The following is a 22,829-nucleotide window of genomic DNA, read 5'->3' as shown; positions in this document are numbered from 1 at the left end:
TGAAAAAACTATTGATTTTTAATTGATAATGATTATCATTATGTCTATAACAAAACAAATTCTACGAGGTGATCAGATGAGTACAGAAAAGAAACATCTTACAACAAGCTGGGGTGCTCCAGTTGGAGATAACCAAAATTCCATGACAGCCGGTTCCCGCGGGCCAACATTAATTCAAGACGTTCATCTGCTGGAGAAGCTGGCGCATTTTAATAGAGAGCGTGTTCCAGAGCGTGTGGTTCATGCCAAAGGTGCCGGTGCACACGGCTATTTTGAAGTGACAAATGATTTGACGCAATATACGAAGGCTGCCTTCTTATCTGAAGTAGGAAAACGCACGCCAATGTTCATTCGTTTCTCTACCGTTGCCGGTGAGCTTGGCTCTGCCGATACGGTGCGCGACCCGCGCGGATTCGCCGTGAAGTTCTACACCGAAGAAGGAAACTACGACTTGGTTGGCAATAACACGCCTGTTTTCTTCATTCGCGATGCCATTAAATTTCCGGACTTTATTCATACACAAAAACGTCATCCGCAAACCCATCTGAAAAACCCGAATGCGGTATGGGATTTCTGGTCCTTATCCCCTGAATCCTTGCATCAAGTGACGATCTTGTTCTCCGACCGCGGCATTCCGGCAACACTCAGACATATGCACGGCTTCGGAAGCCATACCTTCAAATGGGTCAACGCTGAAGGCCAAGGCGTATGGGTGAAATATCACTTTAAAACTGAGCAAGGCGTCAAAAACCTGGATGTTGAACTTGCGGCTAAGCTTGCAGGTGAAAACCCGGATTACCATACTGAGGACTTATTCAATGCAATTGATAATGGCGACTTCCCGGCTTGGAAACTGTCTGTTCAAATCATGCCGCTTGAAGATGCGAATACGTATCGTTTTGATCCGTTCGATGTGACAAAGGTATGGTCGCAAAAAGACTACCCATTGATCGAAGTGGGCCGCATGGTACTGGACCGCAATCCGGAGAACTATTTTGCCGAGGTGGAGCAGGCGACCTTCTCCCCTGGCGCATTCGTCCCTGGTATTGAAGCTTCCCCGGATAAAATGCTGCAGGGCCGCCTGTTCGCTTATTCCGACGCTCATCGTTACCGCGTTGGCGCTAACCATAATGCCCTGCCGATCAACCGTCCGGTAGCTGAGGTGAACAATCATCAGCGTGACGGCCAGATGAGAGCGGACAACAATGGCGGAGCCTCCGTTTATTACGAGCCGAACAGCTATGGCGGACCAACAGAAGCACCTCAGCACAAGACGACTCCGTTTGAAGTATCGGGCCAAGCGGACAGCGTCGGTTATGACCACGATGATCATTATACACAAGCTGGCGACTTGTACCGTCTGATGAGCGTGGACGAGCGCACTCGCCTGGTTCAAAACATCGTAGGTGCGATGATGCCGGTGGAAAAAGACGAGATCAAGCTGCGTCAAATCGGACACTGGTACAAAGCCGATCCGGAACTTGGACAACGCCTCGCAGAGGGACTTGGATTACCGGTACCGCAAGGGAATTAATCTGAACTTCAAGGAGTTTATTACCAGATTTGTGAGAAGGACCGTTAGGGAATACCGCCCTAACGGTCTATTTCGTTTTTGATATAAATTGCGCATATACACCGCATAGGGAGACAAAGCAAAAGCGCCAGCCGCTTTTTGATCAGCAGGCTGGCGCAATCGCTCAGAATACGGTAATGCCATACTCCTCTATTTTGCGGTATAACGTGGTTCTTCCGATCTTTAACAGCGCCGCAGCTTTGCTTAGGTTCCATTCTGTTGACTGCAGCGCCTTTTTTATCGCGAACACCTCCGCTTCTTTCAAAGAAGGAATCGTCCCACCTTTATCCTCGGTAAGCGGGGACTCGCCCTCCTCCTCAATCAACAGATGCTCCGGGCCGATCGGCTCCCCTTCCGCGAGGAAGGAAGCCTGCACAAGCACGCTGTTGAGCTCTCGTATATTGCCCGGCCAGGAATATCGCCGCAGCTTTTCCTGGGCTCTTTCCGTTATGACCGGAAACGCGATGTTCTGTTTATGGAGCAATTTCCCTACCAGCAGCATGATATCGCTTCGATCACGCAGCGAAGGCAGCGTGATCTGAATGCCCTTTAACCGGTAATAAAGGTCGGCGCGGAATCTCCCCGCTTTAATTTCCTCTAACAGGTTTTTGTTGGTCGCTGCCACGACTCGAACCTCAATCGGTTTGTTCTTCGTGCTTCCGACCGGGGTAATGATCCCTTCCTGCAGCACTCTTAACAATGCCGCTTGTGCACGAAGAGGCATATCGCCGATCTCATCCAAAAATAGGGTTCCCCTATGGGCAGCTTCAAACTTTCCTGTGCTGCCGTCCTTGCTTGCTCCCGTAAACGCTCCACGCTCGTAACCGAACAGTTCGCTCTCCACCAGGCTTTCTGGAATGGCGCTGCAGTTCAGGGCAATGAACGGCTCAGCAAAACGTGCGCTTGCGGTATGGATCGATTGGGCGAACAATTCCTTTCCCGTACCGCTCTCACCCAGCAATAATACAGGATAATCGGTCAAAGCCGCGCGCTGGGCCAATTCTTTCTTCTGCATGAGGGTCGGGCAGGATCCGGCAATATCATCAAAGGTGTATAAGCGGCGCTCGGCTTCCGACAGTTTCTTGTTCTGAACAGCGACTGACCGCCAAACTTTATGATGGTGATCATGGATCGTTTCAACAGCAAAGCCTTCGACCGGGATAAACTCTTTGCCTATGGCATCCTTCCCCACAATACGAATTGCCGCTTGGTTCGCACGAATGATCCGGTTATCCCGGTCGAGAGAAATGAGCGGCAAAGGATTAGTGTGCGCGGTATACTCCAATTCCTTCAATGTAATGAGATGTTCTCTATTGGACTCTTCCATAATGATCTTGTTTTGTAAAGAGTCGGCCGCCATACAAGCAAGCGACAAGGTATGGGGATGGTAATGCTCCTGCTTGCCGCTGATGTTAATGACACCCAGCAATTGTCCGGTTGAGTCGAATACGGGTGACGAGGCACAGGTTAAAAAATGGTTTGAGCTGAAATAATGCTCTTGGGCATGCACGCGCACAGGTATTTTTTCCATCAGGGCAACGCCGATGGCGTTGGTTCCTTTCCGTTTCTCTTCCCAATTCGCTCCCACTTGAAGCTGAACAATTTCCGCGCGGCGGGAAAATCCGGGATCGCCTACGGCATGAATGATCGTGCCCCGCGCATCAATGAGCAGAGCGACTTGTCCCGATTGCGTGATGCTGTCCTTCATTTTTTCAAACACTTGCTCCGCATAGTTTACGATGTGCTTGTTATGCTTGAGGACCTCCTGGATGCGGTTCCCTGTCAGAATATGATCCTCTACGGGATCGGATGGGCTCAGGCCAAAGTCATGACAGCGCTTCCAAGATTGCGCCATTACATTTGTCAGATTGGTATGCTCCAGAGACAACAATATGAACACCTCCATCGTTAACACGGTATTCTAATTCGATCATATCACAGTTATTCCATTTTGGAATCGTTCTTGGCAAGAATGTGCCAAAATGAAACACTCGTACTGCCCCAAAAAGAAACACTCCCATATAAGCGCTTTCAAAATTGCCGGTGCTTGCGGTTTTTTTAGATTGGCACGTTTTTTGCTTATATTTATAATGAATTTTATTTTAAAGGAGGCAACGCGATATGATTTATACACAACCAGGTCAAAACGGATCGAAAATCACATTCAAGAAACGTTATGAAAATTTCATTGGTGGACAATGGGTAGCACCTGTTAAGGGCGAATACTTTGAAAATCTTTCACCGGTAAATAACCGGCCGTTCTGTGAAGTTCCCCGCTCCACCTCGGAGGATATTGAACTGGCTCTGGACGCAGCCCATGCCGCAAAAGAAGCATGGGGCAAAACTTCAGTCGCTGAACGCGCCTTAATTCTGAATAAAATCGCCGACCGGATGGAGGCCAATCTGGAGATGCTGGCCGTCTCCGAAACCTGGGATAACGGAAAGCCGGTCCGGGAGACGCTTGCTGCCGATCTGCCGCTTGCCATCGACCATTTCCGCTACTTTGCCGGAAGCATTCGTGCCCAGGAGGGATCGCTGAGCCAATTGGATGACGACATGGTGGCCTATCATTTCAATGAACCACTTGGTGTCGTCGGGCAGATCATTCCATGGAACTTCCCGCTGCTGATGGCAACCTGGAAGCTTGCTCCCGCCCTTGCCGCAGGAAATGCCGTCGTCTTGAAACCGGCGGAGCAGACGCCTGCCTCCATTCTTGTGCTTGCAGAGCTTATTCAAGATCTGCTGCCTCCTGGCGTTGTTAATATCGTGAACGGCTTCGGCCTTGAAGCAGGGAAACCGCTGGCCTCAAGCAGCCGCATTGCCAAAATCGCTTTCACAGGCGAGACGACGACCGGCCGCCTGATCATGCAGTATGCTTCACAAAATCTGATTCCAGTTACGCTTGAGCTTGGCGGAAAATCGCCGAATATCTTCTTTGAGGATGTCGTCGCCCGTGATGACGCCTTCTATAATAAAGCGCTTGAAGGCTTCACGATGTTCGCCCTGAACCAAGGTGAAATCTGTACCAGTCCGTCCCGGGCGTTAATTCAGGAATCGATCTACGACGAGTTTATAGAAAAAGCGTTGAAGCGCGTTGCCGCGATCAAGCAAGGAAACCCGCTGGATACCGAAACGATGATCGGCGCGCAGGCTTCCACCGAGCAAATGGAAAAAATCATGAGCTACATCAATATCGGCAATCAGGAAGGTGCGGAGTGCTTAATCGGCGGCAGTAAAGCTTCGCTCGGAGGCGATCTTTCCGATGGTTATTACATTCAGCCAACCGTGCTGAAAGGCCATAACAAAATGAGAATTTTCCAGGAAGAGATCTTTGGGCCTGTCTTGGCCGTTACCACGTTCAAGGATCAGGAGGAAGCGCTCGCGATCGCCAACGATACGCTGTATGGTTTGGGATCCGGCGTCTGGTCGCGCGACATGAATACGGCATACCGGATGGGACGCGGCATCCAGGCCGGCCGCGTATGGACCAACTGTTACCATGCTTATCCTGCCCATGCTGCATTTGGAGGATACAAGAGCTCGGGTATCGGACGCGAGAACCACAAAATGATGCTCTCCCACTACCAGCAAACTAAAAATCTACTTGTCAGCTACAGCCCGAACGCACTCGGATTCTTCTAAGAGGCGGCAGCGCTATGACAATGGAAATCCGGAAAGTGATTGCCACCGACGCCGCGATCGGGCTGATCGAACGATTAAAGGCTAAGTACGGGCCTGTCATGTTTCATCAATCGGGCGGGTGCTGTGACGGCAGCTCTCCGATGTGTTATCAACAGGGCGAGTTTTTGGTCGGGGACAGCGATGTGCTGCTGGGCGATATTGGCGATGCCCCTTTCTATATGAGCAAAGCCCAGTACGATTACTGGAAATTCACCCAGCTGATCATCGATGTCGTACCCGGCAGAGGCGGCATGTTCTCCCTGGAGGGACCGGAAGGCCTGCGTTTTCTGACCCGTTCCCGGATGTTCAATGACGATGAAATACGCATTCTAAATCTATAACAGCTCCCTGTCTCCTGCTCTGCAAGCCCTGCTTCCCGTCCATACGAGGGAACAGGGTTTTATGCGTTGAAACGTACTTTGGGTTTGCTTGCCGACTCTTGTATAATAAAGCTATAAATAAACGTTTCAAAGGAGCTCTCGCATGTCGAATCGGAGATGGAATCTGGGGATCGTCTTCCTTTTTATACTATTTGCCTGTTTGCTGCTGAGCTTTTTGTTCTCGACGCTCCGCATTCGTGAGCTGGTTCAGCCTTTAAAATCGACCGGGCTGGGCGAGGAATCCCTCCATCATGTCGTGCTGATCTCGCAGGAGCTGGACAATCCGTTCTGGCGGTACATCGAGGAAGGCGCGCGCGAGGCTTCCGAAAAGTACGGGATGAATCTGGACTATATCGGACCATTTCGCATTAATCCGGCCGAGCAGATCAAGCTGCTCGAAAAAACGATCGCCTCGAAAGCCGATGCCATTGTGGTGCAGGGCATTAATGATCCGCTGTATCGGACGTTGATCGATAAGGCTGCCCTGCTAGGGATTCCTGTCATTACCGTAGATACTGATGAACCGGGGAGCCGGCGTCTTTCTTACGTAGGCACTGACAATGCGGAGGCAGGAAAACGGATGGGCGAGCTTGTTGCGTTGGCAGCCGGAGAAAAGGGCAGCATCGGCGTATTGGTCGGCAATGAGCAGGCACATAATCAACAGCTTCGCCTATCGGGCTTCCGTTCGGTCATCAGCCGTTATCCGGAGCTTTCGATTGCCGATGTCCGATCATCGAATATTTCCCGTCTGCAGGCGGCACAGGAAGCCGAAGATATCCTGCTTAGCTACCCGCAAGTCGATTATCTGGTCGGGTTCAGCGCACTGGATGGCGCAGGAATGCTGGAAGCGGCAGAGCGGGTTCGTCCGCAAGGCGTAAGTATTTTCGCGTTTGACGATTTGACAGAGACTAAGGAAGCCATTCAAAGGTGCAGGATCGTATCAACCATCGTACAGCAGCCGTACGAGATGGGGTACGATGCCATATCGCTGCTGCATGACCATTTCAACGGAAAGGCGCCGCAGCAGCAGCATTTTACTGCTGTCGCCGTGCTCGACCGCCAATCGTTTGGCAACGGCACAGAGGATAATTGCCCATGACGATTCGCACAAAACTGCTGATCTTCATTCCACTGCTGGTGCTGCTCGTCAATTCCGTCACCTACTTTTTGTTTGAAAGCGGAAAAATCGTGCAGCAGAGCTATGATTTGATGATGGACCGCATTTTGCTGTATAAGCAATCCGCCCAGTCTGCAGAAAACAATCTCAGGCTTTTATACGGTTATTTGCTTAATCCGGACACGGACAGCAGTGCCCAGTTAGAGCAAGGCAGGGAAAAGCTCCTGGAGCTTCAGGACGTCCTTTCCAACACAACGAGCTCCACCTTCCCGCCATCGACGATGACGAGCTACGCCAATATGTTAGCTACCCTATTGGAACAGGAGCAAGCTGCCCTTGCTGCAGCGGAAGCTCAAGCGCCCCGGGCTGCGCTTGCCCATTACGAGGAGGCTGAGCGAACGACCGGTTTTATCCGTGAGGAAGGCCAGCGTCTGGTCGATATGGAGCTGAGCTATTATCAGCCGGTCTACGCGCAGATTCAAATCGAAAATGAGCGCATGAACCGGCTCGGTGCAGCCGTATTCGTCATCAATACGCTAACAAGCGTGATGCTGGCGGTCTGGATCTCCCGCAGCATCACCGGACCGGTCAGCCGGCTGGCCGGCATGGCTAAGCAGATTTCCAAGGGCAATCTGCGGTTTGATCCGCCGCCGCGTTCGAATGATGAGCTTGGCATTTTGTCCGATGCCTTCAAGCAAATGTCGACCGATCTTGAAGTATTGATCGAAAAAGACAAAGAGAGCCTCGAGAAGGACCGGCTTGTCAAGGAATTGGAGCTTCAAGCGCTGCAAAGCCAGATCAATCCTCACTTTCTTTTTAATACATTGAATGTGCTCTCCAAGCTGGCGCTGCTGGAAGGCGCGGAGAAGACAAGCGATCTGATCGTATCGATGTCGAATCTGTTACGGTACAATTTGCGCAAGCTGGATCAGCCGGTAACGCTGCGGGATGAGCTTGAACATGTCAAAGAATATTTCACGATTCAACAAGCCCGCTTCCGCGATCGGATCCAGGTGGAGCTCAGCATCGAAGAATCCGCACTGCACCCATCTATACCGTCGCTCACGCTTCAGCCAATTGTTGAAAATGCCTTTCTGCATGGCATTGAGCGGATGGAAAAAGGGGCGATCATCCATCTTGAGATTAAGCATGTTCATGAAGGCGTTCGAATCTCCCTATCCGACAACGGCATCGGAATGAGCGAGGAGGTCCGGCAGGCGCTGCTGCGCTTGGAAGCAGGAACGGAAAAGCACTCCACTGGACTTGGAACAAGAAATGTATTCAAGCGCCTGCAGTTATTTTACGGCCGCAATGATCTCGTCGACATCGAAAGCGCGCCTGGAAAAGGAACAACGGTTACAATCCTGATTCCCCTTAGAAAGGAGAGTGCACAAAACAATGTATCGGTTGCTGATCGCTGATGACGAGGCGCTGGAGAGGGAAGGGCTTGAGCTGATCATTCAGCGCATGATGCCGGACACCTTCCAGATCATCCATGCCGAGAATGGACGAATGGCAATAGAACGGGCGGAGGAGCAGCGGCCGCATATCGTTTTGATGGATGTAAATATGCCCGGCATTCAAGGCCTGGCTGCCATAAGGGAAATCAAAGAGCGCCTTCCGGACACAAAGTTTGTGCTCGTGACGGCCTACGATTATTTCGCATACGCCAAAGAGGCGCTCTCGCTCGGTGTGAAGGAATATCTTGTCAAGCCGGCCAAGCGGGAGCAGGTGATTGGAACGCTGGAGCAGCTTGTTCGGGAGCTGGAAATGGAAAAACGCAAACGGACGGATGAGCTTCAGCTGAAGCATAAAGTATCCCAACTGCTGCCTTTGGTGGAAAATGAATTGGCCCTGATGTTCATGGTCGATCAGACCTTAGAGGCAGATGCTGAGCAATTGTCCGAATGGCTCGACTTTCCTCTCGATCACGGCTGCGCGATTGTGGTCGCATTCCCTGAACATGTGTACACGCGGGACAAAAAGAAAATATACGATCTAATCCGCAGCTTTGCCAAAACACACGAGCCCGGCTGCATTATCAGCTCCTTGATCGATCGCCATATGGCGGTTTTCTTGAGGAAAGCACCGGGAACCCGGGAAGACGGGTGGAAGGATGAGGTAATACGGTTCACGGAAAAGCTTTCCGCTTTGGCGGATCGACAGCTCGATCTGATCGTTTCAATCGGCATCGGGACGACCCGGAGCGATTCGGACGGGCTGCGCAAATCTTATTTCGAAGCGGTGTTCGCTTCCACCTATTATGAGCAGAGCGGCAGCATATGCCACTTTGACGAGTTAAAGCAAGGAGAGGGACAGAGTGGCTCCGAACCGGAAAAGCCGGCTCATTACGAGGAAACGGCCGATCGTGCCTATGTCATATCTGCGCTGCAGCGCATCCGCGAAGAACGCGAGCAGCAAACCGTAACCGTCCTTGACAGGGCGAAGCGATATATCCAAGAACGATTCGCAGAAGATTTATCGCTCGAAGAAGTAGCTGATTTCGTTCATCTGAACCCCCACTACTTCAGTAAAATATTCAAACAGGAGTTTGGAACAACCTTTATTGATTTCGTTACCGGGCTTCGAATCGATAAAGCTAAAGCGTTGATGGCCTCCGGCCATCTTAGCCTGAAGGAAGTTTGCTTTGAGGTCGGTTATAAGGACCCTAATTATTTTAGCCGGGTATTCAAAAAAGTGACCGGCGTCACGCCAACGGAGTACCGCGGCAGCCAAACCTAGTCACCAATACCCAGTCCATGTCTTGCGGCATGGACTTTTTTGCGTTTTACAGAACAAAAATATGCTAGTTTTTCATTATCGCAAGGCAAAACGGGAATCGTCCGAATTAAGTGCGGGAATAACACTGATAAGTGAAGATGATTGCCGCCTTAGCCCGCAGGATCCAATGATATAATGAAAGTCGCTTTTGATTAAAGTACGCTGTTCAACGGGAGTCATACAAAGAAACCAGATGCAGCGCGGAAATTGCAGAGAGGAGATGCAGCGTTGGAAATGACTGCAAACAAACCAGGACAAGTCAGCATGAAATTTGTCACACTTGTATCTATTGTATCCGCTTTGGGCGGTTTGTTATTCGGCTTCGATACGGCTGTCGTATCGGGCGCTATCGGATTTATGGAGGAGAGGTTCGATCTTAGTAAAATGCAGGTCGGCTGGGCTGTATCCAGTCTGATTATTGGCTGTATTATCGGTGCTGCAATGTCCGGTGTGCTGAGCGATCGATTCGGACGGAAAAGAGTACTGATCGCTGCGGCGATCCTGTTTGTCATCAGCTCCGTCGGCTCCGCCATCCCGGACACGTTCTCGTGGTTTGTCATTGCCCGCATCGTTGGCGGCATCGGGATTGGGATCACTTCGACCTTGTGTCCGCTTTATAATGCGGAGATCGCACCCGCTAAGTACCGCGGCCGCCTGGTCGCTCTTAATCAGCTTGCGATCGTAACCGGTATTTTTCTTACTTATTTCGTTAATTTGTGGATTGTAAACTCAGGAGGCGACGCTTGGCACGTCTCTACCGCATGGCGTTGGATGTTCGGCGTAGGCATCATTCCAGGCATCCTGTTCCTGGTCCTGCTATTCTTTGTGCCAGAGAGCCCTAGATGGCTGATCAAGCAAGGAAAGTCAGCAGAAGCGCTTCCGATTTTGCTGAGGATTCACGGTGAAGAATTAGCCAAACAGGAAGTAATTGACATCAAGGAATCGTTCAAGCAGGAAAGCGGGTCGATCCGGCAGCTGTTTAACCCGGGGCTGAGAATCGCGCTGATTGTCGGTGTAGGGCTGGCCATCCTCCAGCAGGTTACGGGAATTAATGCGATTATGTATTATGCCCCGGAAATTTTCAAAGCTACAGGCGCCGGCACAAACGCCGCATTGATCCAGACCATTCTGGTTGGCTTGATCAATTTTATTTTCACCATTCTGGCACTCTGGCTCATCGATAAGGTGGGACGCAGAGCGCTGCTGCTCGTCGGTTCGGCTTCGATGACATTATGTCTGCTTGTTATCGGCTATGCTTTTCAAACAGGCAACACCTCAGGCCCGATCGTCCTGATCTTTATTCTACTTTACGTGGCGTCCTTTGCCGTATCGCTTGGACCGGTCGTATGGGTGATTATGTCCGAAATCTTCCCGAACCGTATTCGCGGGAAAGCGACTGCCATTGCGGCCATGTCATTATGGGCAGCGGATTATGTCGTCTCCCAATCGTTTCCGCCTTTGCTTGGCTCTGCAGGACCGGCCATTACATTCTGGATTTTCGGCTTTATGGCGTTATTTACGTTCTTTTTCACTTGGCGCATTGTGCCCGAGACGAAGGGCAAATCGCTTGAGGAAATCGAAGCTTTATGGTCATCGAAAAAAGCTGCTTAACCCTTATAAAGATGCCGTTACGCTAAATACGGCATCTTTTTTTCGCTTTTCAGTACCACCTCAATTTATATGTTATATTAATTGACATATATAGTGCATAAATTTATAATTATAATAAATATGTTATATTTACTAACATAACTTAAGTCGATTAACATTCGAGGAGTGATGAGTCAAGTGAAAAAATCAACAGTGGAGATGACTAAACAGCCCACCACCCATTACAGCCCGGCGAAATATCATTTTGTATGGGATAATTCACTCACGCCGACATTGACAATCGAATCCGGAGATACGGTTGTATTTGACTTCGAAGACGGTTCAGATCAACAAATCCATCCGGGTGCCGGGATTGAAGCCTTATTAAACTATGATTGGAAGCGCACTTATCCTCTGCATGGCCCGATCTATATTAACGGCGCAGAGCCGGGCGATACGTTGGAGATTGAAGTTCTCGACTTAAGGACGAAGGGTTGGGCCTGGACGGCCGTCCTGGAAGGCTTCGGGCTGCTGCCGGATGAATTTGATGAACCCTATCTTCGTGTATTTGACATTAGCAACGGCGATTACATCCCTTTCCGCGAAGATATTCACATACCGATAGAGCCCTTTCTCGGCATTATGGGCGTAGCGCCGAGCCGGAAAGGCGAGCTTTCTTTGGCACCTCCCGATATAAACGGCGGCAACCTCGATATCCGCCATTTAACAAGAGGCACCAAGCTTTTTCTGCCCATTCAAGTACCAGGCGCACTCTTCTCGGCAGGCGACGGACACGCCGTTCAAGGAGACGGGGAATTATGCCTCACCGCTGCCGAATGTCCGCTGTACGGTTCCCTCCGCTTCACACTTCACAAGAATAAAACGATATCCAGTCCGCAGTTTATTACTTCGCCCGGATCACTGACGCCCCGCACCGAGGAAAAAGGGTTTTTCGCCACAACGGGCATTGGGCCTGATTTGATGAAATGCGCCCAAGACGCAGCCCGCTCCATGATCGATCACTTGGAAGCCGAATACGGGCTGTCGCGGTACGATGCTTACCTGCTTTGCAGTTTAGCGGTAGATTTGAAAATCAGTGAAATCGTGGACAAACCGAACTATGTCGTGTCCGCTTACCTGCCCTTATCCATCTTCAAATAAGCTTGCATATCGTGAAACTCTTATACTTATAAGTCCAACAAAGGCGTCCGCCTACCGGTATAACACCGATAAGCAGACGCCTTTGTGTTGGATGTGAGGCTCGGAACTGCAATACCGCCTATCCCTTTGTCTCCACAACCCCCTCTTTTGCAGCCCCAAGGCCAAAGATCAAAAGCAGAATCCCCACCACAAGCAAGAACAGCAAAGGAATCGTCCAATGATGGGTCGCATCATACACAAATCCGAAAAACGCGGGACCGGCAGCAGCGAGCAAATATCCGACGGTTTGCGCCATGCCGGACAGCTCGGCCGCTTGACTGCCGCTCTTCGTCCGCAGGATGAAAAACATTGTCGCCAGACTGAAGGCGGACCCCCCTGCGATCCCAATCAAAATAACCCCTATAGGCATCAAGCTGTGAAGCTCGCTGAGCAAAATGATATAACCGGCGATAAAAAAACCGGCAATCGTCACGACCAGCCCCCGCTGATTTGCAAAACGCCCGGCAACAATCGGTACAAGAAATGTAGCCGGAAGGCTGACCAGCTGCATCAAGGAAACCATCCAGCCCGCCGCCGTTTGGCTCAAGCCTTGCTGCGAAAGAATTTCCGGCAGCCAAGAGATCGTAACGTAAAAGTTCATCGACTGCAGCCCCATAAACAAGGTCACCTTCCAGGCCAGAGAAGAGTGCCATAAGCCTCCTCGGCCGCCGGCCCGCTCAGCTGCCGGCCTGCGCCGCGAACGAAGCTGCGGCATCCAGACAAGCAGCGCGCAAGCGGTAAGAATGCCCCAGATGCCAAGAGAACCGCGCCACCCCAGGTTTAAGCCATACGCAATTGGAACACTGACCCCGGAAGCAATAGCCGCCCATATATTCATGGACAAGGAATACATCCCGGTCATAATGCCAAGGCGATGAGGGAACTTACTTTTAATCAAGCCCGGCAGCAGTACATTGCTTAAAGCAATGCCCATCCCGAGCAGTGCAGTGCCCATAAACAGCGCAGTGACAGACGGCAGCGCACGCAGCGCAATACCTGCCGTTAAGACAAGCATACTGATAAACAACGTATATTCCATCCCCAGACGACGCGCCAATTGGGGAGCCAATGGCGACAACAGCGCAAACGCAAGCAGCGGGAATGCCGTTAGCATCCCCGCCAGCGTATTGGAAATTCCCGCATCATCGCGTATGGCCGTAATCAACGGCCCCACCGCCGTAATCGGTGCGCGAAGTGAAGCAGCGATAAGCAAAATGCCTGCAATAAGCATCCAAACTCCCATTCGGGAAAAGGTTTCCGGAGTAGCAGCCTCCATATTAGCCGCTATCGGATCTCGAGCCGGTTTCATTTAGGTTCTCCTGATCGATAAGTTGATGATGATTCTTACTTTGATCTTACATCTGTTTCTGAAAAAAAACAATTGACGGTCCCTTTATCAATCCATTAATTTCTTCCATACGAAACCACTTTCCACATGGGGGATACTGAACGGGAGGCATTCGTATAGGCGAGGGTATCGATGCGCTTAATCATGGACGGCGTATTTATCGCGCCTGCCCTTAAACAGACCGATGACATACCCGATCAGACCGGCTCCTAAAGCCGCCTGCAAAGCAAACAGCATACTCTCCGTTTCACCGGGGATTTCTCCAATCAGCGAAAACCACGGCTCATATTCGGGCGCAATCTCAACAATCGCTTGTTCTGCTTTACCATCCGCCCCGCTAAAATCCCCGCTAACGAATACTAAAGGAAGAATCACCAGCAGGAGGACAATTGTAATCAACAGGATCGTTTGGACTTTGGATTTCATGATTGTCTCGCCCCTTTCATCCCCCGCCGCAGCAAGGAGAGCTCATGCGGACTATAAGATTTTAGCCAGTTCCAGAGCAGAACCGTGAGCAGCCCCTCGGTGATCGCAAGAGGAATCTGCGTCACGCCAAATATACTGCCGAATTTCAAAAAGGAAGCGAGCATCCCTCCTTGGGCAGACGGGAAAGCAAGCGCGAGCTGAAAGGAAGTAACGAGATAAGTCGTGATATTAGCCAGTGCTGCCGCGCTAAATATCGCGAGCTTTTCCTTATCCGTCAAACGCATCAGCAATTTATACACTGCGTATCCAGCGAACGGACCGGCAACGGCCATGGAGAATGCATTTGCGCCAAGCGTCGTAACGCCGCCGTGTGCAAGCAGAAAAGCCTGAAAGACCAGTACGATCGATGCAATAACGCTCATCGGCAGCGGCCCGAGCACAATGGCGCCGAAGCCCGTTCCCGTAGGATGCGAGCTGCTTCCGGTTACAGACGGGAGCTTTAAAGCCGATAATACAAATGTAAACGCGCCGGCAAGGCCGAGCATCAGCTTCAGCTCGGGCGCTTCTTTTGTCAATTGGACGATCTTCCGAACCCCCAAAGCAAAAAACGGCAGGAACAAGGCCCACCAAAAAACAGCCCAGCCAATCGGAAGAAATCCTTCCATGATGTGCATGGCATATGCCGTTTGCGGAGCATTCATTAATAAATAAACCGTAAATCCGGCCACTAAAGCCGCAACCCCCCAAAACTTATATCTACGCACACGCATTGCCCCCATTCCTTTGCTTCAACTGGCCCTAAAGCTAAATTCTGTTCCCCGCTTCTGTTAAAAAAGGACAACGCAATGTTGTCCCTGATCTTGTCGATAAACCCATTAATAAAACTCATCTCGTTCCCCGGTCAGAAATTGTTCTGCACGAGCTTCAATTTCCTGCTTGTCCAGCATTCCGGTCTCTACCACGAGGCGCTCCAACGCGCTCATCCAGTGGTCGTAATAATTCCACACCGCATGGCCCTCATCCTCATGCCCGGATTTCTCCCACGCCGAGATCTGCTCGGCCAAACGGCCCCGGAAATCATCCCAGGAGGCATAATGCTTTTGGTCATATAACGCAATTGCCATTCCGAAGGCTCGGCTTTCCCAAGGTTCATGAAAGTTCAGCTCGCCGTTTGTTCTGGGAGGCGATACCTCCTCCGGCATATAAGCGATCAGTTCTTCAACAGAGTGCGCATCACAGCTCGTTTTCATCCCGCCCGCTCCTCTCACCCTGCGACTGCGGGAGGCTGGATTTTAACGACGCCGATCATGGAATCGCGCGTGACAATTGCCGCAAGCTCATCCTCTGTCATGTCTTCAGTACCCTCCGGCTTTTGCGGCAGGACTAGGTAACGCATCTCCGCACTGCTATCCCATACACGAATCTCCATACGCTCTGGCAGATCCAATCCAAATTCCTTGATGACCTCTCTTGGCTGTTTTACAACGCGGGAACGGTAGGCAGGCTCTTTATACCAAGCCGGCGGCAATCCAAGCAGAGCCCACGGGTAACATGAGCACAAGGTACAGACCACCACATTGTGAACATCATCGGTATTTTCCACAACTCTGACATGTTCTCCCTGCATGCCGAAGTACCCAAGCTCCCTCAATACTGTCTCCGAATCCTCCAGCAGCGCTTTTTTGAACTCAGGATCCGACCAAGCTTTGGCGACGACCTTTGTCCCGAGCATCGGCCCAAGATCTTTTTCGTAGAACTGCACCACGCTCTCTATCGCATCAGAGGAAATGAGCCCTTTCTCGATAAGCAATGATTCAACGGCTTTTGTCCTCGCAGACCAATACGACTCCGGATGCGGATGATGATGGGAATGATTATGATCAGTCAAATTAATCTCCTCCTTATGAATTGGTTTTTAGGCAGGCTCCAAATGACTTTCCCAAAGATCGATATATACTGCTTCGCTCTGATTCGAGCCCCATAATTCATCAGCCTCGATACGTACCGAATATAGATATTCCGGGCCTTCGCCTTTTCCGTGCGCATGTCCGTCAGGGAATACATGGGCACCATATACGGCTTGGATGACCCCATATTTGGCCCGGGCGTAACGCGGCAGCCTCGTGTGGCCTGTCGGGCTAATATTAATCGTCTTTACGCGATCTCCTATCTGGTACTTGGGAATAACATCAATCTCACGATGCGTCGATGCGCCATATTTGAGAACCATCTGCATGTGATTCACCAGATCCGGATTCTCGTTTCGCGGCATTTCCCGATCCGGCTGTACCAGAAAAGCTTGCGTCCGACTCTCGAGCTCTTCTGCGTCCACCATCCCTTTCTCGACCAACAAAGTCGCAAGGGTTGCCGTCCAGTGGCCATAATACCCTGAGGTCAGATACTCAACGGGACCCATTCGTTCAATGCCATGCCGCATTTCATCAAGATTGAACCATCCTTGCCCGAGCGCTCCGTTCAACAGCCCAAAGGCGCGCCTTTCCCACTCTTCATGAAAGAGAGGTTCATTCTCCTCGATAACGATCTTCCCGAAACCATCCATGCCGCCGACATCGTGAATCCCATTCATTTGTACACCCTCCTGTTTCTGATTGAGTTATTAAATGATCCATTCGCACAGCATCCCTTGCTTTTGCGATCGGACCAGTGATACCCATTGCCTTCACGATCCATCACCTAATGTATGATGTATACACAAAATGTCGGTTTACATTTTCTCGGATGTTGATCTTCGTTTAAGAGGATTCTATTATACCTTTAATTCTGTGTCAATATAATTAACATATAAAATCGATAATTTGATATATACAACTGATTTCACAGGATGAAATGTTAATTTAATGATAGATTTAACGCTAGTATGTCGAAAAAACACACTTATTAAAGTTAAGTAAATAATCATTGACAAGTATTTGTTATATTTATTAACATGATATCGATAGTAAAAATTAGTTGATGTGGAGGGATTCAATTGTCAACATTCATTCGCGAGCAATTTCAATCCAAAGACATTCATCTGCCTGAGCAAGATTATGAAATTCTGGCCGAAAGAATGGCCGGCCTTGCACAGCTGAGGGCAGCTGTCGAGGAAGAGAAGCTCGATGATTTCAACATGCAGTTACTCCTCATTCCGAGCGGAGGTATTGCCAAATGAGCAAAGAACTCGCTTCGAAGTCGATTGGCGAATTGGCGCCATTAATTGCCAGCAAACAACTCTCTCCCGTCGAACTAACGCAGACCGTACTGAAACAAGCAGAAGCCTATAATACAGAAATCAATGCATTTATCCGCATTGATTCAGATTTAGCGCTGGAATCCGCAAAAAAAGCAGAGGCGGAAATTATGGACGGCAGTTATATCGGCCCGCTGCATGGCATTCCAATGGCGCTCAAAGACATTTTTGCACTCAAAGGACAAGTGTCCACTATGGGCTCGAAGATTCACAAGGACTATGTCGCGGACTATGACGCCACCGTCGTTGCAAACCTAAAAGAGGCGGGCGCCATCATGACCGGAACTTTAAATATGCACGAGTATGCATGGGGCGGAACGACTAACAATCCCCATTTCGGCCCTTGCCGCAACCCTTGGAATACAGAGCGGATACCGGGCGGTTCAAGCGGAGGCTCCGGAGCTGCCGTGGCCGCCGATATGACAATCGCTTCACTCGGCACCGATACAGCGGGATCGATCCGAATCCCTGCCGCGATATGCGGCATTGTCGGTTTGAAGCCGACACACGGCCGGGTGAGTAAATACGGCTGCTTCCCTCTCTCCTGGTCACTCGACCACATCGGACCGATGACTAAAACCGTCACTGATGCAGCCATCGTCCTGCAGGCCATTGCCGGATACGACCACAATGACCCCACCACGCTTGACGTCCCCATTCCTGCCTATGCCGATTTTTTGACTGAAGATATTAAGGGCATGGTCATTGGCGTTGAAGAAAGCTACTTCTTCCATAACATCGATGACGAAGTTGCCGCCGCAGTAAGACAGGGCATCGAGACATTGAAAACGCTTGGTGCCGAGATCAAAATCGTTTCCATCCCTAACCTCAAGCATACGATGTTTGCAGAGTACGTTACCGTTTTAGGCGAATCGGGTGCTATCCACCATAATAACTTGAAGCTTCGCCCATTGGATTTTGGCGAGGACGTCAGGCTATCTCTCGGGCTAGCCGAACTTCCGAGCGCCGTGGACTATGTCATGGCACAACAGCTCCGCCGCAAGCTCATTCTGGATTTTGATGAGGTTTTCCGTTCAATCGACGTGCTCGTAACGCCTACATTGCCTCTCGTCGCCCCCGAAATCGGTGCTGATTTCTCTATTGTAAACGGCAAACAATCCCCCGTAACCGATGATCTGATCCGTTTGACATCCCCAAGCAACCTGGCAGGCCTGCCAAGCCTTACCGTTCCCTGCGGATTCAGTAAAGGCTTGCCTATAGGGATGCAGCTTATTGGAAAGCCATTTGACGATGGAACGCTGCTGAAGGTCGGTTACGCGTTCGAACGCACCAACGACTTCCGCTTACAGAAACCTAAATTTGCCGCCGCTATCGAATCCAACTAAGCACATCACACCGATAAGGAGCCCGTCAGCAGAAACTGACAGGCTCCTTTTTTTACCTTGCCTTCGCTTAACGATTCATCATCTCAAAAGCATGCGCTGCGCGCAGTACCGTTTCATCCTCGCCGAATCTGCCGATGATCATCATGCCGATCGGCAGGCCTTCCGATGTTCCACACGGCACGTTGATCGCCGGATGGCCGGTCAGATCGAATGGAGCGGTATTCGGAATCGTCTCCAATGCCCTTGCGATATATTCCTCTTTGCTTGCTTCCGGTCCCGGAAAACGGGTGGCTTTCATCGGAGTCGTCGGCATGATTAGCACATCGAAGCGATCTAACGCATCATCGTAAGCCTGCTTTAACTTTCTCGATAAATTTTGCGCAATCGCATAGAACTTGCCGTTATACTCCGTTTGCATATATTGGCCCAGCAGCATGATCATTTTTACAGTTTCGGAATATTCGTTAGGCCGCATTTGCCTCCCTTTGGCATAAGCGTCCAAAAGCTTCGTGCTGTAATGCCCCTTCCAGTTCGCGCCCAGCGCGTTGCCGTTCACCATCTGGGAGGTCGTTCCTTCCGTGCCGATCACATTCCAAATATGCAAACCGTCAATATGCATAGGAATGGATACATCCTGCACCTCGGCTCCGCATTTTACAAAAGACAGGGCCGCATCCCTTACGATCCGATCCACGTCTTCCTCGGAAAACCCTTCTCTGCCAAAGCCCTCTTGCACAATGCCGATCCGCAGCCCTTTGGCATGGCCGACAAGCGCCTCTGTATAAGATTTCGGCTCAAGCCCGGATTGGCGGGGATCCAGTCCATCCGCCCCTGCAATAACCTCCAGCAGAAGAGCAACATCCTCAACCGTCCTGGCGATCGGGCCGGCATGGTCGAGCGTTTGCTCAATCGGGAAAATTCCTGTATAAGGAACGAGGCCGTAAGTCGGCTTATGTCCGTACACACCGCACCACGAGCTTGGCATCCGGATGGATCCCCCTTGATCGCAGCCGATCGCCATATCCACTTCCCCGGAAGCCACCAAGGCTGCGCTGCCGCTGGAAGACCCTCCTGCCATGCGAGTCGGATCATGCGGATTTAGAACAGGGCCGCTCGCCGATGTATGACTTCCTCCTGACAGGCACAAATCCTCGCACACGGCCTTTCCGACGATTTCCGCGCCGGCATCCAGCATTCTTGTCACGATGGTTGCATCCTCGTCAGGCACGAATCCCTCCAAAATTGCTGATCCATTCATCATCGGAACGCCCGCCAAGCTGATATTATCCTTTAACGCGATCGTTTTACCGGCCAATTTACCGACCGGACTTCCTTTTATGGAGGACTTATAATACCATGCGTTTAACTTGTTCTCCTCTCCTTCAGGCCGGTATCCCGGCGTCCGCGGGTATTTCACAGGCAAGGCCGGTTCCACGATCTGCAGAATACGTTCATACGAACTTACCGTCCCACTAATGAGGGTATGAAATGTTTTCAAGTCACCTTCAGAGAGATCAAGCTTATAATGCTCGGCGATGTTCGCCAATTGCTGTTGTGTTGGACGTTGGATAGCCATGTTTTATTCCTCCTCTAAAATGAATGATTATATCGTTAGATACTTTTTAACTTCGCTGACAGATGCGCCTTTGACATCGCCGGAGCTGACGATTGCCCCTTTCTCCATCACCAAGTACCTCTCCGCTATTTTAAAAGCAAAGTCCAGATTTTGTTCGACGATAAACACGGAGAGCGACTTCTCCTTATTCACCCGGTTAAGGATGCTCGAGATTTCCGATACGACATTCGGCTGAATCCCTTCCGACGGCTCATCGAGAAATAAGATTTTCGGTTTCGACATCAGGGCCCGGCCAATCGCAAGCTGCTGCTGCTGACCGCCCGAAAGCACCCCGCCTTTCCGTTTCAAATGCTCTTTTAACGCGGGGAAATACTCCAGAACCTCTTCGACCAATGCTTCCGTCTCTTTCGGATGATGGGCAATCGCACCGAGATCCAGATTTTCCCTGACCGTCAACATCGGAATAATCTCCCGCCCCTGCGGCACATAGGCCAATCCGTTTTTCGATCGCTCAAAAGGCTTCTTTCCCGTCATATTTTTGCCTTCGAATGTGATCCGGCCCTTTCCCGAACCAAGAAGTCCGATCAAGCTTTTCAATAGCGTCGTCTTCCCGACGCCATTCCTGCCGAGCAAGCACACCTTATCCGCTTTGCCGACATTGAAGCTGACATCGGTTACGGTCTGCATCTTTCCATACGATACTGTGAGTCCCTCTACATTAAGCATGCGACTCCTCCTTCAAGTACACCTCTTGCACGGTTGAATTATTTTCAATTTCTTCAAGTGTACCTTCCGCCAAAAACTTGCCTTGATGAAGAACAGTTACCATTCGGGCAATCTGTCTGACAAAGGCCATGTCATGCTCGATGACCAATACCGATCGACCTTTGAACAACGTTTCGATCAACTCACCGGTTTTATATGTCTCATCCGCTGTCATGCCGGTCGTCGGCTCGTCAAGAATGATCAGCTGCGGATCCTGGGCGAGCAGCATGCCCATTTCCAGCCACTGCTTCTCGCCGTGCGACAGATTTACCGCATAGTTCAAGGCCTTCCGTTCCAAATTGATTTTCGTCAAAATATCATAGATGCGATCGGTAATTTCTTTCTTCTTCTTAAAAAACAGCGCCTTAAACACCGGGTGATACCCTTGCAGCGCCACCTCCAGATTTTCAAACACCGTCATGTTGTCAAAAATATTCGGCCCCTGAAACTTTCGCCCGACTCCTAGCTTTGATATTTCATAGGGCTCTAAACCGGTAATATCCGTGCCGCTGAGCTTAATTTTGCCTGCTGTCGGCTTCGTCTTCCCAGTAATCAGATCCATCAGCGTCGTCTTCCCCGCTCCGTTAGGCCCCAAAATCACTCTCACTTCACCTTGATTCAAGGAGAAATTCAGTTCGGATATGGCTTTAAATCCGTTGAAGTCAACTGAAAGATCGGTGGTCTCAAGTATTTTCATCGCCATCACCCGCTCATGATAAATTATTAGCGTAATCCCGTTTTTCCATCTCCATCTCCATATTCTCATCGATTTTTCTATTCAGGAGGGAGTCAAAATAGGTTCCAAAGCGGTTTTTCAAGGTTCCGTATATGCCATCCGGGAAGAAGAGAACAACCATGACGATAATGACGCCGATAAACAACTGCCACAGCTCCGGATATTGCTCCGACAGCAGATTGGACATCCAGTTTATAATCAATGTGCCTACCGCAGCGCCCATCAATGTTCCGCGTCCGCCGATCGCCAGCCACAGGATGACCATTGTCGACATATTCAAGCCGACATCAAGCGGGGAGAAAAATCCGTTGATCGGGACATACAGCATGCCGGCCAGACCGGATAAAAAGCCGGAGATAATAAAGATGAAGATCTTATAATTGGAGGCGTTGTAGCTAAAAAAAGAAATGCGGCTTTCATTTTCCCGTATCGACTTCAGAATTTTACCGAAATGGGAATTCGTTAACCATCGGGCAAATAAGTAGACGAGCACCGTGATAATTAAGACCATATAATAGTAGGCAGTCAGGCTCATCGGCTCTCCGAATATGGGAAACCGCGGCAATCCCATCAGCCCGTTGAATCCCCCGGTATACATCTGCAGGTTCACAACAAGCATCTCAAACAGCTTTGCCAGCGCTAATGTAATAAGGGAGAAGTAGACGCCGCTCACCTTGCTCTTAAAGATGAAGAAGCCGATAATTCCGGCCAAGATGGAAGGAAGGATAAGCCCGATCAACAGGGCTGCGGGAATGCTTTGAAGAGGTTTCATCAGCGTCGGAATTTCCGTAATATCAAAGCGCGTCATGAAGCTGGGGACACCGTTCTGCAGACTGTAAGAGATAGCAAGCATATATCCTCCAAGGCCAAAAAACACAGCATGGCCAAGACTCAATAGGCCAGCGTACCCCCATACCAGATCCATCGCAATGGCAAAAATAATAAATACAATGAACTTGCCCATGAGTTCCAGACGGAAATCAGATGAAAACATCGGGAATAAAGCCAAAAACAGGACCAGCAACACGCCAAAAGCATTATTTGTCGCCACTCTTCTCAT

21 protein-coding genes are annotated in these 22,829 nt (G+C 50.3%); 10 read left to right on the top strand and 11 right to left on the bottom strand.

Annotated features, from left to right (window positions below):
* Positions 1–76: 76 nt before the first annotated feature.
* On the top strand, positions 77–1,534 hold the full coding sequence (katA, locus tag IEW11_RS04830) for a catalase KatA (protein ID WP_188529567.1): 1,458 nt from the start codon (positions 77–79) through the stop codon (positions 1,532–1,534).
* A gap of 163 nt (positions 1,535–1,697) precedes the next feature.
* On the opposite strand, the gene IEW11_RS04825 is transcribed toward katA, so the two are convergent.
* Complete coding sequence (locus tag IEW11_RS04825) at positions 1,698–3,461, bottom strand: sigma-54-dependent Fis family transcriptional regulator (protein ID WP_308422694.1); 1,764 nt, start codon at positions 3,459–3,461, stop codon at positions 1,698–1,700.
* Positions 3,462–3,694: 233 nt separating this feature from the next.
* On the opposite strand from IEW11_RS04825, the gene adh reads away from it, so the two are divergent.
* From adh to IEW11_RS04790, 7 genes are all read left to right on the top strand, one after another.
* Positions 3,695–5,215 carry an aldehyde dehydrogenase gene (adh, locus tag IEW11_RS04820; RefSeq protein ID WP_188529565.1) on the top strand — a complete coding sequence of 507 codons (1,521 nt, stop codon included), beginning with the start codon at positions 3,695–3,697 and terminating at the stop codon, positions 5,213–5,215.
* Between the two features lie 14 nt (positions 5,216–5,229).
* Positions 5,230–5,595 carry a DUF779 domain-containing protein gene (locus tag IEW11_RS04815; RefSeq protein ID WP_373289303.1) on the top strand — a complete coding sequence of 122 codons (366 nt, stop codon included), beginning with the start codon at positions 5,230–5,232 and terminating at the stop codon, positions 5,593–5,595.
* Between the two features lie 142 nt (positions 5,596–5,737).
* Positions 5,738–6,733, top strand: a complete 996-nt coding sequence (locus tag IEW11_RS04810; RefSeq protein ID WP_188529564.1) for a substrate-binding domain-containing protein — start codon at positions 5,738–5,740, stop codon at positions 6,731–6,733.
* Positions 6,730–8,172, top strand: coding sequence for a sensor histidine kinase (locus IEW11_RS04805; protein WP_188529563.1), 1,443 nt, complete (start codon positions 6,730–6,732; stop codon positions 8,170–8,172). The genes IEW11_RS04810 and IEW11_RS04805 overlap by 4 nt, the downstream gene beginning before the upstream one ends.
* Complete coding sequence (locus IEW11_RS04800; protein WP_188529562.1) at positions 8,150–9,493, top strand: AraC family transcriptional regulator; 1,344 nt, start codon at positions 8,150–8,152, stop codon at positions 9,491–9,493. Before IEW11_RS04805 ends, IEW11_RS04800 begins: the two co-directional genes overlap by 23 nt.
* 273 nt (positions 9,494–9,766) lie before the next feature.
* Positions 9,767–11,143: a sugar porter family MFS transporter gene (locus IEW11_RS04795; protein WP_188530179.1), complete on the top strand. Its 1,377-nt coding sequence runs from the start codon at positions 9,767–9,769 to the stop codon at positions 11,141–11,143.
* 177 nt (positions 11,144–11,320) lie between these two features.
* Entirely contained in the window at positions 11,321–12,283 is a 963-nt protein-coding gene (locus tag IEW11_RS04790; RefSeq protein WP_229724960.1) for an acetamidase/formamidase family protein, read from the top strand.
* A 118-nt stretch (positions 12,284–12,401) separates the two neighbouring features.
* On the opposite strand, the gene IEW11_RS04785 is transcribed toward IEW11_RS04790, so the two are convergent.
* From IEW11_RS04785 to nthB, 6 genes are all read right to left on the bottom strand, one after another.
* On the bottom strand, positions 12,402–13,631 hold the full coding sequence (locus tag IEW11_RS04785) for a CynX/NimT family MFS transporter (RefSeq protein ID WP_188529561.1): 1,230 nt from the start codon (positions 13,629–13,631) through the stop codon (positions 12,402–12,404).
* A gap of 177 nt (positions 13,632–13,808) precedes the next feature.
* Entirely contained in the window at positions 13,809–14,096 is a 288-nt protein-coding gene (locus IEW11_RS04780) for an energy-coupling factor ABC transporter substrate-binding protein (protein WP_188529560.1), read from the bottom strand.
* Positions 14,093–14,866, bottom strand: coding sequence for an energy-coupling factor ABC transporter permease (locus IEW11_RS04775; RefSeq protein ID WP_188529559.1), 774 nt, complete (start codon positions 14,864–14,866; stop codon positions 14,093–14,095). The genes IEW11_RS04780 and IEW11_RS04775 overlap by 4 nt, the downstream gene beginning before the upstream one ends.
* A 105-nt stretch (positions 14,867–14,971) precedes the next feature.
* Positions 14,972–15,346, bottom strand: a complete 375-nt coding sequence (locus IEW11_RS04770) for a nitrile hydratase accessory protein (RefSeq protein ID WP_188529558.1) — start codon at positions 15,344–15,346, stop codon at positions 14,972–14,974.
* A 14-nt stretch (positions 15,347–15,360) separates the two neighbouring features.
* Positions 15,361–15,984 carry a nitrile hydratase subunit alpha gene (nthA, locus tag IEW11_RS04765; protein WP_188529557.1) on the bottom strand — a complete coding sequence of 208 codons (624 nt, stop codon included), beginning with the start codon at positions 15,982–15,984 and terminating at the stop codon, positions 15,361–15,363.
* Positions 15,985–16,011: 27 nt separating this feature from the next.
* On the bottom strand, positions 16,012–16,683 hold the full coding sequence (nthB, locus tag IEW11_RS04760) for a nitrile hydratase subunit beta (RefSeq protein ID WP_188529556.1): 672 nt from the start codon (positions 16,681–16,683) through the stop codon (positions 16,012–16,014).
* Between the two features lie 402 nt (positions 16,684–17,085).
* On the opposite strand from nthB, the gene IEW11_RS04755 reads away from it, so the two are divergent.
* Complete coding sequence (locus IEW11_RS04755) at positions 17,086–17,268, top strand: hypothetical protein (protein WP_188529554.1); 183 nt, start codon at positions 17,086–17,088, stop codon at positions 17,266–17,268.
* Complete coding sequence (locus IEW11_RS04750) at positions 17,265–18,692, top strand: amidase (RefSeq protein WP_188529552.1); 1,428 nt, start codon at positions 17,265–17,267, stop codon at positions 18,690–18,692. The genes IEW11_RS04755 and IEW11_RS04750 overlap by 4 nt, the downstream gene beginning before the upstream one ends.
* 67 nt (positions 18,693–18,759) lie before the next feature.
* Here the strand turns inward: IEW11_RS04750 and IEW11_RS04745 are convergent, their stop codons facing one another.
* From IEW11_RS04745 to urtC, 4 genes are read right to left on the bottom strand one after another with little or no spacing between them, the layout of a single operon-like run.
* Positions 18,760–20,268 (bottom strand): amidase, encoded by a 1,509-nt coding sequence (locus IEW11_RS04745; RefSeq protein ID WP_188529551.1) that lies wholly within the window; start codon positions 20,266–20,268, stop codon positions 18,760–18,762.
* Between the two features lie 27 nt (positions 20,269–20,295).
* Positions 20,296–20,994: an urea ABC transporter ATP-binding subunit UrtE gene (gene urtE, locus IEW11_RS04740; RefSeq protein WP_188529549.1), complete on the bottom strand. Its 699-nt coding sequence runs from the start codon at positions 20,992–20,994 to the stop codon at positions 20,296–20,298.
* Positions 20,987–21,730, bottom strand: coding sequence for an urea ABC transporter ATP-binding protein UrtD (gene urtD / locus IEW11_RS04735; RefSeq protein WP_229724959.1), 744 nt, complete (start codon positions 21,728–21,730; stop codon positions 20,987–20,989). The genes urtE and urtD overlap by 8 nt, the downstream gene beginning before the upstream one ends.
* Positions 21,731–21,743: 13 nt before the next feature.
* Entirely contained in the window at positions 21,744–22,829 is a 1,086-nt protein-coding gene (gene urtC / locus IEW11_RS04730) for an urea ABC transporter permease subunit UrtC (protein ID WP_188529545.1), read from the bottom strand.

The organism is Paenibacillus abyssi (assembly GCF_014640295.1).
GTDB lineage: Bacteria > Bacillota > Bacilli > Paenibacillales > Paenibacillaceae > Paenibacillus_D > Paenibacillus_D abyssi.
The sequence above is the reverse complement of the archived record's forward strand: the minus strand, read 5'-3'. Positions and strand labels throughout refer to the sequence as shown.

What these genes read in the sequence shown, in the direction of transcription:
- katA (WP_188529567.1), top strand. Translation starts at nt 77, where the DNA reads ATGAGTACAGAAAAGAAACATCTTACAACAAGCTGGGGTGCTCCAGTT.
- adh (WP_188529565.1), top strand. Translation starts at nt 3,695, where the DNA reads ATGATTTATACACAACCAGGTCAAAACGGATCGAAAATCACATTCAAG.
- IEW11_RS04815 (WP_373289303.1), top strand. Translation starts at nt 5,230, where the DNA reads ATGACAATGGAAATCCGGAAAGTGATTGCCACCGACGCCGCGATCGGG.
- IEW11_RS04810 (WP_188529564.1), top strand. Translation starts at nt 5,738, where the DNA reads ATGTCGAATCGGAGATGGAATCTGGGGATCGTCTTCCTTTTTATACTA.
- IEW11_RS04805 (WP_188529563.1), top strand. Translation starts at nt 6,730, where the DNA reads ATGACGATTCGCACAAAACTGCTGATCTTCATTCCACTGCTGGTGCTG.
- IEW11_RS04800 (WP_188529562.1), top strand. Translation starts at nt 8,150, where the DNA reads ATGTATCGGTTGCTGATCGCTGATGACGAGGCGCTGGAGAGGGAAGGG.
- IEW11_RS04795 (WP_188530179.1), top strand. Translation starts at nt 9,767, where the DNA reads ATGACTGCAAACAAACCAGGACAAGTCAGCATGAAATTTGTCACACTT.
- IEW11_RS04785 (WP_188529561.1), bottom strand. Translation starts at nt 13,631, where the DNA reads ATGAAACCGGCTCGAGATCCGATAGCGGCTAATATGGAGGCTGCTACT.
- IEW11_RS04780 (WP_188529560.1), bottom strand. Translation starts at nt 14,096, where the DNA reads ATGAAATCCAAAGTCCAAACGATCCTGTTGATTACAATTGTCCTCCTG.
- IEW11_RS04775 (WP_188529559.1), bottom strand. Translation starts at nt 14,866, where the DNA reads ATGCGTGTGCGTAGATATAAGTTTTGGGGGGTTGCGGCTTTAGTGGCC.
- IEW11_RS04770 (WP_188529558.1), bottom strand. Translation starts at nt 15,346, where the DNA reads ATGAAAACGAGCTGTGATGCGCACTCTGTTGAAGAACTGATCGCTTAT.
- nthB (WP_188529556.1), bottom strand. Translation starts at nt 16,683, where the DNA reads ATGAATGGGATTCACGATGTCGGCGGCATGGATGGTTTCGGGAAGATC.
- IEW11_RS04750 (WP_188529552.1), top strand. Translation starts at nt 17,265, where the DNA reads ATGAGCAAAGAACTCGCTTCGAAGTCGATTGGCGAATTGGCGCCATTA.
- IEW11_RS04745 (WP_188529551.1), bottom strand. Translation starts at nt 20,268, where the DNA reads ATGGCTATCCAACGTCCAACACAACAGCAATTGGCGAACATCGCCGAG.
- urtE (WP_188529549.1), bottom strand. Translation starts at nt 20,994, where the DNA reads ATGCTTAATGTAGAGGGACTCACAGTATCGTATGGAAAGATGCAGACC.
- urtD (WP_229724959.1), bottom strand. Translation starts at nt 21,730, where the DNA reads ATGAAAATACTTGAGACCACCGATCTTTCAGTTGACTTCAACGGATTT.
- urtC (WP_188529545.1), bottom strand. Translation starts at nt 22,829, where the DNA reads ATGAGAAGAGTGGCGACAAATAATGCTTTTGGCGTGTTGCTGGTCCTG.